Below are 12,378 nucleotides of genomic sequence, written 5' to 3'. Positions count from 1 at the left end.
AAACTTTAAACGATACACTTTAAACCCGTTTCAATTCTTCCGTTCGTTTGAATACACCGGCGGATTGCAGCGGAATGACCACATCGGCACAGACGACGTCGGCGGATTCCTGCTGAATGCGAAAGGTGGCTTCGGGGCCGTAGAGCAACTCAAGCCGTTGGGAGGTATTTTTGAGTCCGAAGCCGGACGAGGCTTCCGTGTTGCCCAGCACGCCGGTATTGCGGATGCGGATATAGAGCAGACGGTCTTCCAGCCAGGTGGTTAGTTCGACAAAACCGCCGGAAATGGCTTTCTGAACGCCATGTTTGATGGCGTTCTCAACCAGCGTTTGAAACATCATGGGCGGCACCTGCAAATACTGGGTTTTCGGATCGATCTCCAGGCGGCAGTTCAGCCGGTCTTCGTAGCGGACTTTTTCGAGGGCCAGGTAATCTTCGACGGTTTTGATTTCTTCCCGCAGTTCGACGGTTTTCCGGCGGTCGGCCAGCAGCGAGTTGCGGAGAATATTGGAGAGTTGGGTGATGCTTTGCTGCGCTTTGGTCGGATTTTCGAGCACCAGCGCGCGGATGCTGTTGAGGGCGTTGAAGACAAAATGCGGGTTGAGCTGCGACCGCAGCACCTTGGCTTCGGACTCCCGAATGGAGGTTTTCAGCAGGATTTTTTCAATTTCGGCATCGCGGGAGCGTTCCACATAGTGGTAAGCCGTATAACTCAGTACCCACGCCAACATGCATTTTCCCCAGTTTAACAGATAGCCTAAAACGATGGACGGTTCGTCGGAGAGGTATTCCGGAAGCACCTGCTTATCGATGGGAAGGTTGATGATGGTCATGATGACGGCCAGCACAAAAACCGATAAAATGACCCGTGGCACTAACTGAAAAAAAGGCAACTGAACCCACCGCCATCGCTTGATCATCAGGCGGTACAGGTGGGTTAGCAGAATACACAGAATGATGGTGGCAATCGCTTCGTAAAAAAAATCAGACTTGTATCCTTCTCCAAATGTAAAAATAGCGAACTCTGCCATGATGAGCATCGTCCACCCGACTATCTGACAAAACCAATATATTCTATTTTTAGACATGCGCTCACTTCAGAAATCAACTCCAAAAACATTGTACCTATAACGAATATACAAGTTTGTGGATGAAGTGGGGCTATTATTACAGGAGTGGTAATATAGAATTGTCAGTTGACGGTTTTTAGTTATGTAACCGCTGACGTTTTTCCGATGACAAAAAATGAACACCTTACTGATGCATGACCAGCGCCAGCAGGTGGGTGCTGTCGTTGGAAACTTCAATTGTAAATTCGCTGGTGTCGTAATCGTAGATCAGTTTATAGAGACACAGATTGCTGTGTTCGTATAAATCCATGGTTGCCAGAGATTCGTTCATCAGCCACGACAGCAAAATGCGGATGGCCCGGCCGTGCATGCAAACCAGCACGGGGTTTTCGTCGGGGCGGGAAAGGATGAGGTCGATAACGGGTTTCTGGCGTCGGGCAACCTGCTCCGGGCTTTCGCCGTCTTCGGTCGGATAGTCGGTATGGCCAGCCGCCCAGTTTTCAATCAGGGTCCGGTAGTATTCGTTGTCGAAACTGTTGGGCGTTTTGCCTTCGCGCGCACCCCAGCTAATTTCGTTGAGGCCCTCGTAGCTTTCGTGGGGAATGCCGGCGTCGATGAAAAACCGCACCGACTGCATCGTGCGCCGAAGTTTGGAGGTGTACACTTTGGCAAACGGGATGTGCTGATACGCCTGATGAAAAGCCTGGGCCTGGGCCTGTCCCATCGCATTCAGATCTGAATCTACGCCACTGCCCTGAACAATGCCCTGTCGGTTGTAATCCGTTTCGCCGTGGCGAATGAGATATATCGTTTTTTGTTCCAATCCTCTGAGGTTGTAATAGGTATTCCGGTAAATGTAGAATGGAAAAGCTGAACGGTCTGCAAAATGAAAAACCGACCGCTAGAATACTTTATTAATTCTCATTTTACATTTTAAATTTGCTATTGCGCGCCGTGACAGCTTCGACCTGTCTGGCAAAACGCCTGCAAAATTACGAAAAAATCTTCACACAATGAAGCCGGACTGGACTTTAGAATCCCTGCAACAATTTCATAAAAATTCCATTGTTCATCACCTGGGAATTGAGTTAACCGAACTCGGCGACGGGTTTATAACCGCCCGGATGCCTGTCGACCACCGGACCCACCAGCCGTTCGGGATTTTGCACGGGGGCGCATCGGTGGTGCTGGCCGAAACCCTGGGCAGCGTGGCCTCGGTGACGCAACTCGACGACCCGACCCGCCAGCGGGCAGTGGGCCTGGAAATCAATGCCAACCATATTCGTTCCGTAAAAGAAGGGTGGGTCTACGGCAAAGTAACGCCGATCCACGTGGGCCGGACGACGCACATCTGGGACATTCGCATTACGGACGAAGCGGGGAAACTCGTCTGCATCAGCCGACTGACAGTGGCAGTACTGGAAAATAAGTAAGTAATACGGCGGAATACCGGAAAATAACTAAGTATTTATTCTGAAAAGTTTTGCATAATAATTGTTTGCCAGTGAGTCGTTGAAAGCATCCATTTAAATAAACTCACGGAAACGTTATGGAAAATTCTGGATCAGATAAGCGGTCGGTTATGGCTCCCCATCCGGGGCCGGTAGGTGAAAATCCTACGCTCTGTTTTATTGAAGATAACGACGAGAATCTGATTCTGTACGAATGGATCAATGCGCGCTACCTGCCTGATTACACCTTTCAGCTCTATTCGGACGGTTTTTTTCTGCAAGAGCGTTTAAACGCCCTCGCTCCGAAACCGGATCTGATTTTGCTGGATTTGAAGATGCCTCACATCACCGGATTTCAGTTGTTGACCCGGTTGAAAGAGCACCCGGACTGGAAGCACATCCCGGTCATAATTTTTACGCATTCAACCTCACCAAAAGACGTGGAACACTGCTTTGCTGCCGGTGCAGACGGTTTCATTAGCAAGGAGATTTCCGTTCACGGCATCACGGCGCAGCTTGTCGAGGTGTGTGAGCATTGGCTGAAATACACGTAAATCTACCGCTTGCATCATGCAGTAAGGGCCTGACAGACGGTATCGTTTTTGGGAAGTTACCCTGCTCCCTCGCTCGTCGGCATCAGCAGCGGCACGCCCACCAGAAATTTATGCTCGTCAGTATAGATCGTTACCGGCGAATGGGCGAGGAGTTTGTATTTGATCATGATGTTTTGCAAACCGATCTGGTTGGAGGGAACGGCCATTTTCTTCTTTTGCAGATTGTTCTCTACATACAGGTGCCCTTCCAGCGTATAAAGCTTGATCGTTAGGGGACGGCTGACGGCAATGATGTTGTGCTTGATGGCATTTTCAAGCAAAATCTGAAGCGTTAAAGGCGGAATCAGGTGGGTGAGGTGCTTTGAATCCAGATCCAGTTCCATGAAAATACCGTCGCCATACCGGGTTTTCAGTAAATGGAAATAGGCTTTGATGAATTGTATTTCGTCGTTGAGCGGACACAAATCCCGGTTGTTCTGCTGGAGTAAATACCGGTAGACCGACGATAGTTCATCCACAAAAAGCTCGGCCTGCTGGGCATCGCTGGTGATCAGCGACGACAGCGAATTCAGGTTGTTGAACAGAAAATGCGGATTGATCTGGGTTTTGAGCGAATCGAGCTGGCTTTGCAGGTTCACTTTTTTCAACTCCTGCGCTTCGGTATAGGCAACTTTCCAGCGCTGATACAGGTAAACGCCTTCGTAATAGGCGGCTATTTGCACCGTTCCGGCGAAGGAAACGAGCGTATTGAAAAAATACGGCCTGAATTGCAGGTAATCCTCGGCAGGCCAGAGCCCGATGAGTTCGTAAACAAACGTCTGGGTGATGCGGATCAGGCTGGCAAAAAAGGCAAACCAGATCAGTTGGTACAAAACCCGCTGCCGGGTCTGGGTCAGGTCGGGGTATTTTCGGCGGGAAAGGATGATGCCCCGGCGGTTGGTTTCCCAGACCACCACACTGCCCAGAATGAAGAAAAACGGAATGCGCCAGTCGTCCGGGTAGGGGACATTCGTGTAGCCGTACATGGCCCACTGACCCGTAAAAGACAGCAACGGGATGCCCAGAATGCGCATCCACTTGTCATTCAGTTTCTGCATCTTATCGTCCAATCCATTCCCTGAAAGCCCGGATGCGGTCACGACTGACGACGATGTCCTGGGCGATGCCGCCGGAATCCAGGTCTATGGTAAGTTGACCGTTAAGGTAGGAATGAATTTGCGAAACTGCTCTTCGCTCGACGATAAACTGCTCGTTGATTCTGAAAAAATGGTGAGGCTCCAGAAACCCTTCCAGCGTGTCGAGACTGTAATCAATTCCATAGCGGTTGTTATTACGGCTAAAAAGGTAAGTCGTACCTTCCCGGGTGTAAAAAAAACGAACGTCGGTGGCATCGATCGAGACGAGCTGTTGCTGGTATTTGGCCAGAAACTGGCTCCTGAATTCCGGCTGGCGCGTCTGTTTCCGCAGGTCGTCGACCAACTCGCCAATGTCGGCCGAACGCACGGTGGCCGATTTGGGCTGTTTGTAGCGGTTGAGAACCTGCACCAGTTCGTCTTTTTTGATGGGCTTCAATAAATAATCGAAGCGGTTTACCTGGAAAGATTGAACGGCAAACTCATCGTAGGAGGTCGTGAAAACAACCGGACAATCGATCGAAACCAGATTGAAAATTTCAAAACTCTGCCCGTCGGACAGCTCGATGTCCATCAAAATCAGATCGGGGCGGGGATGGGTATTCAGCCAGGCAACGGTCGACTCGATGCCGTCCGTAATGCCAACCACCCGGCTGGTAGCATCTGCCAGGTTCAGGAGCTTGACCAGTTTCTGAACTGCCAATGGTTCGTCCTCAATGATTAGAATGTCCATAGTTCTGCCAAATTAAAAGGAGTGGAAGTACGAATCAATAAAATCCAATAAAAACAGCGCAGGGAGCAAACCGGAAAGTTTTTGGCACGAATTGTTGTTTTTCTGACTTGAAATGGGGAAGATTACGATTTCTCAGGCAGATTTTTTGCGGATTTAGTCGCTTTTTCCGCACAAAAAAGAAGAACAAACTGTTATTCGGATACAGCTAAATTTGCATCGACCCGATTTCGATAATGCAATTTTCAACACACTTGTCATCAACCGTACAAACGCAGCAAACCAGCCATTCCATTTGGCAGGGCGCTGTTCAGGCGGGTTATCCCGCAGCCCTCTGGCGTCTTCCCAATCGAACTGACCGCGAATTAATTATTGACGCTTCCGGCACGGTGGCCACCGTTGTCATGGATTTTGAAGAACTGCCGATGGGCTTTGCCGTCAGCCCGTTTGTCAATCCGGACGTGGAAAGTACCTTCTTTCTAAAAGCTGATTTTTACTGGCGTTTCGACGAAAATGGCACCATACTGGCCGCCCGGAACAAATTGCCAACGGATCATCCGGCGTTTGACTCGCTCTTTCAGACCAATTCGAAAACCGCCGGGAAGGTGGACATTCCATCCATCAGGGTAATAAAGTCGGACCTGGATCAGCAGCGCGATTTTGAAGAAACCGTAGGCCGGGCCATCCGCCAGATGGAGCGCGGAACGTTCCGGAAGGTGGTGTTGTCGCGCACCAAAACCATCCGGTTTGAAGAGCAGCCCGACATTCCAACGCTGTTCAATCGCCTGTGTCAGGCCTATCCGAATGCCTTTGTGTCTGCGGTTTATTTGCCGGATCGCAACCAGGTCTGGATTGGTGCCACGCCCGAACGACTGGTAAGCGTCGATGCCGACGGTATTTTTCGCACCGTTGCCCTGGCCGGTACCCAGTCGGCTTTTGATTCTGAAGGTCGGCAGAAGCGGACGGCGGATGCACCCTGGACGCAAAAGGAAATTGAAGAACAGGCGCTGGTCAGTCGCTACATCATCGGTTGTTTCAAGAAAATCCGCGTTCGGGAATACCTCGAAGAAGGCCCCCGAACCGTTGTTGCCGGTAACCTGATGCACCTACGGTCCGATTATTCAGTCGATACGCAGGCGGTTAATTTTCCCCAGCTCGGCACCGTGATGCTGCGGTTGTTGCACCCGACGTCGGCGGTTTGTGGCATGCCCCGCGAAACGGCGCAGGCCTTCATTCTGCAACACGAAGCCCACCAGCGCGAGTTCTACAGCGGTTTTCTCGGCCCCGTCAACATCGCCCGCGAGGATGGTCCCGAAACCGACCTGTTTGTCAATCTGCGCTGCATGAAGCTGGAAGGGCAGGCGGGAACGCTCTACGCCGGTGCCGGGTTAACGGAAGACTCTTCTCCGGCAAAAGAATGGCGCGAGACGGAGTTGAAATGCGATACAATGCTTTCGGTTATAACGAAAGCCCTAAAATAATAAAGGCTAAATGTAGAATGTTGAATGATAAAGTGGGCTAACCCATGCACGCACTTTGTCATTCAACATTCTACATTTAGCCTTTATTATTCTCTTTTCTGGCCTGCCCAACGGCTACACGTCATCCTCCTCGTCTTCTTCGAGGGTTAGCTCTTCTTCATCGTCGGTCAGATCGTCGTCGTCATCATCGTCGGTGAGGGTTAGCTCTTCTTCGTCATACTCTTCGTCTTCATCAGGGCCGTCAGTCAGGGCCGCAGAACCGCCGTAACCGCTGGTATGCATGTTTTCGGGGTACTCTGCGTTCGCAGTAGAGTTGATGTCGGTTTCACTCAGGTTGGTTGCAAGTGCCATAATTAATGGGGTTAGCGTGGAAATATCACTAAAACGCGGCTTGGGAAAGAAGGTTTGAAAGATTTTTGTCCATTGATGGAATGGCTGTTCGTTTGCGAAGTCGTTACCACGTTATTTACCTGAACGGCAATTTCGGGTACGTAACCGATTTTATTGATTCCATCCTGAAAGAGCGGGAGAGCCGGGGAAAGTTCACTATATTGGGGGCAAATCCTAAAAGATTTCCTTAACCCAGTATGAAGAATCCCGCATCGGTTTCCCGCCGTGGATTTTTAGCCCGTTCCGGTATTTTACTGGCCGGAACGGCTGTCAGCCTGAACGGTTTGGCCGGAGTCCAGTCCGAACCCATCATCGACATTCACCAGCATACCGATTATATGGGCCGAACCCACGACCAGTTGATTGCACACCAGCGGGCGATGGGGGTTACCACCACGATTTTATTGCCCGCAGGCACTCCGGCTTTCGGGATGTCGACGCACAAAGGCGAGTCGAACGGACTGCAGGCCAAGTGTAGCGGCAATGAAACCTGCTACAACCTGGCCCGGCAGCACCCGACCGAATTCCGGTTCGGAGCCAATGAAGTGCCTGATTTACCGGATGCGACGGTGGAAATTGAAAAATACCTGAAGCGGGGTGCCCCCATCATCGGAGAATCCAAATTCGGTGTCAAATGCGATTCGCCCGAGATGCAGCGAATCTACGAACTGGCTCAGAGCTACCGGGTTCCGGTGTTGATGCACTGGCAATACGGCATGTATAACCATGATTTCGCCCGGTTTCATACGATGGTGGAAAAATACCCGAAAGTCAATTTTATCGGACACGCCCAAACCTGGTGGGCCAACATCGACAAGGGGCATCAGGACCAGACGGTTTTGTATCCGAAAACCAGCGTAACCCCCGGCGGCATCACCGATCGGCTGCTGAGCGATTACCCCAATGTCTATGCCGATATGTCGGCCGGTTCGGGACTGAATGCCCTGCTGCGGGATGAAGAACACACCCGGGGTTTTCTGGACCGCCACCAGAACAAGATTCTGTACGGCAGTGATTGTCTGGATACCGCCGGTCACGGACCCACTTGCCAGGGGTCGCAAACCATCGCGGCCATTCGACGGCTTTCGCCTTCCAAAACCATCGAGCGGAAAATTCTGTACGAAAATTCGAAGAAGTTATTCCGGTTGTAGCCGACACCCCTAATCTGTTAAGACTCCTTTACCCGCTTAAACATGAATAAATACCGCCCCAATCGTCTGGTATCGATTGCCTGCCTGTTGAGTATCGTCCTTTTTGCTTCCTGTTCAAAAAAGCGGTACGCCGATCCGTTGTCGCCCGAGGAAGCGCTTCAAAGTTTTCAGCTTCGGGATGGTTTCAAAATCGAGATCGTTGCTGCCGAACCGCTCATCGCCGACCCGGTGGACCTGGTATTCGATGAACAGGGGGTTGCCTACGTGGTGGAAATGGGCGATTATCCGGGCAAACCGGAAACCGGGAAAGGCAAAGGTAAAATCTGGATGCTGGCCGATACCAACAACGACGGCCGGATGGATCGGTCGGTGATTTTTGCTGATTCCATCGCGGATGCAACCAGCGTGCTGCCCTGGGAAGGCGGGTTGATTGTGGCCGCTGCGCCCGATATTCTGTTTCTGAAAGACACCGATGGCGACTTCCGGGCCGACACCCGGGAAGTGCTTTTTACCGGTTTTTTTGCGAACAATTCCGAAGCCCAGATCACGAGCCTTCGCTACGGAATTGACAATTGGATTTATGCCAACAACAACGGGCAGGAAGGAAAGATCCGGTTCAACCGGAAACCCGACGCACCCCTGCTGACCGTCAATGGCGGGGATTTCCGGTTTCGGCTGGATCGCGGACTGTTTGAAGTGGAGTCGGGGTCCGGTCAGTTTGGGCTGGCTATCGACGATTGGGGACATCGCTTCTTTACCCAAAATACCATTCACATTCAGCAGGCACCGATTGCCGGACGGTATTTGCACCGAAATCCGCACTTGCCCGGCTCTAAATCGTCCCTCAATATTTCGGACCATGATCTGGTGATGTTTCAGCAAACCCCGCCCCCGTACTGGCGGAAGGAGCGTACCGAACGGCGGCAGAAGCAATATGCGGAAGCAAAACTGGATCGTCAGGAATATGCTGAGGATCATTTTACCGGTTCTTCCGGTGGCATGTTTTACGACGGAGACGCCTTTCCGACCGACTATTACGGGTCGGTTTTTACGGGTGATGTGGCCGGAAATTTGATTCACCGCGATGTGCTGATGCCCCTGACCGACAACCCCGTCTTCGTGGCCAAACGGGCCGAAGGCGAAACCGACCGCGAGTTTCTGGCGTCCACCGACCCCTGGTTCCGGCCCGACAATCTGACCACCGGCCCCGATGGCGCACTTTATGTGGTCGACTTTTACCGCCAGCACATTGAAACCCCGGTTTCGATTCCGGAGGATCTGAAAGAAGACATGGATTTCCTGAATGGCAACGACAAAGGACGGATTTACCGGATTCTGCCGACGACGGCGAAAAACCGCCCGGCTGCTTCGCCCAATCTGCGAAACCGGAAACCGGCGGAGTTGGTCGAGGTGCTGGCGCATCCAAACCGGTGGTGGCGGTTGCAGGCGCAACGCCTGCTGCTCGAACGCCGGGATCTGTCGGTGGTTCCGCAACTCAGGACTTTATTTGCACAAAACAAGGATCCGCGCGTCCGGCTGCACGCGTTCTATACGCTCGAAGGTCTGAACGCCCTCAGCCGGGAGCAGGTTCAGAAAGCCTTGCAGGATGCGCATCCCGGCGTTCGTGAACACGGCCTGATGCTGGCCGAACGCTATCCTGATTTACTGCCTCAGTTGTTGAAGATGACCAGCGATTCGTCCGTGCAGGTGGCGTTGCAGGCGTGTTTGAGTGCGGGTCAATTCACGAACCCCGCCGTTGGTGCGACACTGGCGCAGGTGGTTCAGAAGCACAGCGAAAACGGCTGGTTCCGAACCGCGGTGCTGAGTTCTCCGGCGGGTTCGTCGCCGGAATTGCTGCGTACGCTCCTGAATCAGAAGACCTTTTTTAGTGATACAACTGCCGGAAAAATGACGTTTCTGGCGGATTTTTCGCAAATCGTAGGCCGTCGGAACCAACCCGCCGAAGTAACCCGGTTTCTGGAATTCTTAAACAGCCCAACCCAGCGAAAAGAAAGCTGGCAGGTGGCGGGTTTAACCGGATTGGCCGAAGGAATAACCAAAGCGGAAGTCAGAACCGGCGGCAACGCCGAAGTAACCAAAGCACTTCAAAGTCTGGAAAATACCGCCCCGGCAGAAGACGTCAAAAAAGCGATCCGGGCCGTACGGGAAGCATTAGCAAAACCGCTTTCGATCTGATTACAAACGCCTTGTCATTGATGAATGTACTGAAATCCCGCCGTTTTTTTTTGCAACGCTGTGCGACGGTCGGTCTGGCACTAACCAGCGGAACCGTCCTGCTGACCAACTGCGATTCCAAACCAACCACCCAAACCGATGAAACGAAAAAACCGGCAACCAATCCCTGTGAAGATTATTCCGGACTGAGTGAGGGCGATCTGAAAACCCGCCAGGGATTGGGCTACGTAACCCAATCGCCCAGCACCGACAAGCAGTGCAGCAATTGCAACCTGTGGTTACCGCCCGCTGCGGGCAAGGCCTGTGGCGGTTGCATGTTGTTCAAAGGCCCGGTGTATGCCACGGCCAACTGTACCTACTGGGCTCCGCAGGTAAAAGGCTAGCATTTAAAAAACAAACGGAACACTGTCGGTCGTTACTTATTTAGGACTTTCGCTTTTGCCCCGTTCCCCTAAAGGGGACTTACTGAATCCGGATTAAGCTGCGTCCAAGTCCCCTAAAGGGGAACGGGGCAAAAGCGAAAGTGTGGCAGTAATTATCCGACGTAAGTTCTGTTCTTAAAAACTTCCTCCCAGGGCTTTCAGCAAAGCGACGGTGAACGACGCCCGTTGGCCCTGTAACAGCACCAACTGGCGTTCGGAGTCAAGAACCGTGCGCTGCGAATCGAGCACTTCCAGAAACGTCGTCAGGCCTTTGGTATAGAGTTCCCGGTTGAGTCGTTCGGTATACCGGGCTGATTCGAGGGCCAGATTTTGAGCGTCGATTTGCGCACGCATGCTTTGCAGATTGTCGAGGGCGGTTTCGGCTTCGCGCTGGGCCACCAGCATCCGTTGCTGATAGGAGGCATCGGCGGTTTTGAATTGCTGTTGAGCCAATCGGATGTTTTGCTGATTCCGTTTTCCTTCAAAAATCGGTACACTGGCGTTGAACCCGAGTAAATAGGTCATACTGGCCGGGAAAAACAACGTACCAATGCGGCCCGTCAAAGTTCCTCCGGCTCCCACAAGGTTGATGCGGGGATACAGGGCCGACCGGTTGACCAGAATCTGAACGTTGGCGGCCTGCGATTGCTGTTCGGACTGAAGCAAATCCGGGCGACGGCGCAGTTGATCGGCCGAAATGGCGGTGAAAGGCAATTCGGGCAAGCCGGTTCCCAGCCGTCCGACGGACACCGTGAACGTGGCCGGGTCCTGCCCGCAGAGTCCTGATAAACCGTTGACGAGTTCGGTCCGGTTTCGCTCCAGACCCAGCAGCTGGACCCGCACGTTGGCAATGTCGGTTTCGGCCCGTTTGGCGTCGATTTCGTTGGTCAAACCAGCCTGAAAACGGGCGCGAATGATGGAAATGGTGGAATCGCGAAGGCCGATGTTGCGCCGGAGAACGGCCTGCTCACTGTCGTTGGCGCGAATGAGGTAATAAAGCCGGGCCACTTCCGAAGCCACAATCAGTTGCGTAATCTGCACATCCGATTCTGTCACCTGGCGTTGCAGGTCGGTAACCCGCACGGTATTGCGAATCCGCTTGAACAGATCCACTTCGTAGCTGGCGTCGATGGGCAAAACCTGCAGCGAGTTGAGCTGCAAGCGGGGCAGTTTGTCGGTGGCAACCGGAATGGCAATCGGGCGGTATTGTGATAAGCTTTGGGTGTTGAAATTCAGGCTGCTGCGAACCGACGGAGACAGGAATGACTCGGCCACCCGAACCCGAATCCGGGCTTCCTCAACCCTGCTGACGGCCACCCGAATGTCGGGGTTGCTGGTCAGGCCCAGATCGATCAGGGAATCCAGCGTCCGGTCCCGAAAAACCGCCCAACCGTCGCGAACCGTATTCGTTTGAAAGGATGCGGAAGCCACCGAACCGCCCGAAGCGCTTCCCGAAGAAGCCGCTGACTGGGCGTGAACAACCGCATTGCCAAGCATTAAAAGCATTAAACTGTAAAGCGCCGATTTTCTCATACTTTTTGTTTTGTCGCAGAAGCCTGTCCCTGCACCTTAATCCGAACCTGCTGCCCGTCCTTGAGCCGGTCGTTGGGGTTCGTCACTACCTGTTCCTGCCCTTGCAGGCCGTCCAATACTTCGAGGTTCGTACCCAAATCGCGCCCCCGGGTGATGGGCTGAAAACGCAGTAACCGGTAAGTGTTCTTTTGCAAAGCTAATCAATAAAATACGATTCGTAGTGGCTACCCCGATGCTCTTGATGGCACCCCTCAGCGACGGAATGCTC

13 protein-coding genes are annotated in these 12,378 nt (G+C 52.6%); 6 read left to right on the top strand and 7 right to left on the bottom strand.

Annotated features, from left to right (window positions below):
* Window positions 1-19 precede the first annotated feature (19 nt).
* Both ACO064_RS05915 and ACO064_RS05910 read right to left on the bottom strand, forming a co-directional pair.
* Window positions 20-1,087 carry a sensor histidine kinase gene (locus tag ACO064_RS05915; RefSeq protein ID WP_421826474.1) on the bottom strand — a complete coding sequence of 356 codons (1,068 nt, stop codon included), beginning with the start codon at window positions 1,085-1,087 and terminating at the stop codon, window positions 20-22.
* Window positions 1,088-1,253: 166 nt separating this feature from the next.
* Entirely contained in the window at window positions 1,254-1,892 is a 639-nt protein-coding gene (locus tag ACO064_RS05910; RefSeq protein WP_114409002.1) for a histidine phosphatase family protein, read from the bottom strand.
* Between the two features lie 190 nt (window positions 1,893-2,082).
* Between ACO064_RS05910 and ACO064_RS05905 the strand changes: the two genes are divergently transcribed.
* A complete protein-coding gene (locus tag ACO064_RS05905) occupies window positions 2,083-2,502 on the top strand; it encodes a hotdog fold thioesterase (RefSeq protein WP_114409003.1) in 420 nt (139 codons plus the stop codon).
* Between the two features lie 116 nt (window positions 2,503-2,618).
* Window positions 2,619-3,074, top strand: coding sequence for a response regulator (locus tag ACO064_RS05900; protein ID WP_421826473.1), 456 nt, complete (start codon window positions 2,619-2,621; stop codon window positions 3,072-3,074).
* A 56-nt stretch (window positions 3,075-3,130) separates the two neighbouring features.
* Here ACO064_RS05900 and ACO064_RS05895 read toward each other — a convergent pair whose 3' ends face one another.
* Together ACO064_RS05895 and ACO064_RS05890 are read right to left on the bottom strand one after the other, a co-directional pair.
* The gene (locus tag ACO064_RS05895; RefSeq protein ID WP_421826472.1) at window positions 3,131-4,171 is read right to left on the bottom strand and encodes a sensor histidine kinase; all 1,041 of its coding nucleotides are present in this window, start codon (window positions 4,169-4,171) and stop codon (window positions 3,131-3,133) included.
* A 1-nt stretch (window position 4,172) separates the two neighbouring features.
* The gene (locus ACO064_RS05890; protein ID WP_421826471.1) at window positions 4,173-4,940 is read right to left on the bottom strand and encodes a LytR/AlgR family response regulator transcription factor; all 768 of its coding nucleotides are present in this window, start codon (window positions 4,938-4,940) and stop codon (window positions 4,173-4,175) included.
* A gap of 251 nt (window positions 4,941-5,191) precedes the next feature.
* Here ACO064_RS05890 and ACO064_RS05885 point away from each other — a divergent pair, with 251 nt between their 5' ends.
* The gene (locus tag ACO064_RS05885) at window positions 5,192-6,418 is read left to right on the top strand and encodes an isochorismate synthase (protein WP_421826470.1); all 1,227 of its coding nucleotides are present in this window, start codon (window positions 5,192-5,194) and stop codon (window positions 6,416-6,418) included.
* Between the two features lie 114 nt (window positions 6,419-6,532).
* Here ACO064_RS05885 and ACO064_RS05880 read toward each other — a convergent pair whose 3' ends face one another.
* Window positions 6,533-6,769 (bottom strand): hypothetical protein, encoded by a 237-nt coding sequence (locus ACO064_RS05880; protein ID WP_421826469.1) that lies wholly within the window; start codon window positions 6,767-6,769, stop codon window positions 6,533-6,535.
* Between the two features lie 236 nt (window positions 6,770-7,005).
* On the opposite strand from ACO064_RS05880, the gene ACO064_RS05875 reads away from it, so the two are divergent.
* The 3 genes from ACO064_RS05875 to ACO064_RS05865 are packed head-to-tail and all read left to right on the top strand — an operon-like array spanning window position 7,006 to window position 10,538.
* Window positions 7,006-7,959 (top strand): amidohydrolase family protein, encoded by a 954-nt coding sequence (locus ACO064_RS05875; protein WP_421826468.1) that lies wholly within the window; start codon window positions 7,006-7,008, stop codon window positions 7,957-7,959.
* Between the two features lie 42 nt (window positions 7,960-8,001).
* Window positions 8,002-10,155: a PVC-type heme-binding CxxCH protein gene (locus ACO064_RS05870; RefSeq protein WP_421826467.1), complete on the top strand. Its 2,154-nt coding sequence runs from the start codon at window positions 8,002-8,004 to the stop codon at window positions 10,153-10,155.
* A gap of 20 nt (window positions 10,156-10,175) precedes the next feature.
* Window positions 10,176-10,538, top strand: coding sequence for a high-potential iron-sulfur protein (locus tag ACO064_RS05865; protein ID WP_421826466.1), 363 nt, complete (start codon window positions 10,176-10,178; stop codon window positions 10,536-10,538).
* Between the two features lie 174 nt (window positions 10,539-10,712).
* Here the strand turns inward: ACO064_RS05865 and ACO064_RS05860 are convergent, their stop codons facing one another.
* Window positions 10,713-12,083: an efflux transporter outer membrane subunit gene (locus ACO064_RS05860; protein WP_421826465.1), complete on the bottom strand. Its 1,371-nt coding sequence runs from the start codon at window positions 12,081-12,083 to the stop codon at window positions 10,713-10,715.
* A 23-nt stretch (window positions 12,084-12,106) separates the two neighbouring features.
* Complete coding sequence (locus ACO064_RS05855) at window positions 12,107-12,304, bottom strand: hypothetical protein (RefSeq protein WP_421826464.1); 198 nt, start codon at window positions 12,302-12,304, stop codon at window positions 12,107-12,109.
* Window positions 12,305-12,378 lie beyond the last annotated feature (74 nt).

The organism is Larkinella sp., assembly GCF_965227735.1.
In the GTDB taxonomy this organism is placed as follows: Bacteria; Bacteroidota; Bacteroidia; order Cytophagales; family Spirosomataceae; genus Larkinella.
Note: the sequence above shows the minus strand (reverse complement) of the source record. Positions and strands in the feature narration are given on the sequence as shown.

Bases quoted from the DNA above. Each gene is read 5' to 3' on its own strand.
- ACO064_RS05915 (WP_421826474.1), bottom strand. From the start codon at position 1,087: ATGTCTAAAAATAGAATATATTGGTTTTGTCAGATAGTCGGGTGGACG.
- ACO064_RS05905 (WP_114409003.1), top strand. From the start codon at position 2,083: ATGAAGCCGGACTGGACTTTAGAATCCCTGCAACAATTTCATAAAAAT.
- ACO064_RS05900 (WP_421826473.1), top strand. From the start codon at position 2,619: ATGGAAAATTCTGGATCAGATAAGCGGTCGGTTATGGCTCCCCATCCG.
- ACO064_RS05895 (WP_421826472.1), bottom strand. From the start codon at position 4,171: ATGCAGAAACTGAATGACAAGTGGATGCGCATTCTGGGCATCCCGTTG.
- ACO064_RS05890 (WP_421826471.1), bottom strand. From the start codon at position 4,940: ATGGACATTCTAATCATTGAGGACGAACCATTGGCAGTTCAGAAACTG.
- ACO064_RS05880 (WP_421826469.1), bottom strand. From the start codon at position 6,769: ATGGCACTTGCAACCAACCTGAGTGAAACCGACATCAACTCTACTGCG.
- ACO064_RS05875 (WP_421826468.1), top strand. From the start codon at position 7,006: ATGAAGAATCCCGCATCGGTTTCCCGCCGTGGATTTTTAGCCCGTTCC.
- ACO064_RS05870 (WP_421826467.1), top strand. From the start codon at position 8,002: ATGAATAAATACCGCCCCAATCGTCTGGTATCGATTGCCTGCCTGTTG.
- ACO064_RS05865 (WP_421826466.1), top strand. From the start codon at position 10,176: ATGAATGTACTGAAATCCCGCCGTTTTTTTTTGCAACGCTGTGCGACG.
- ACO064_RS05860 (WP_421826465.1), bottom strand. From the start codon at position 12,083: ATGCTTTTAATGCTTGGCAATGCGGTTGTTCACGCCCAGTCAGCGGCT.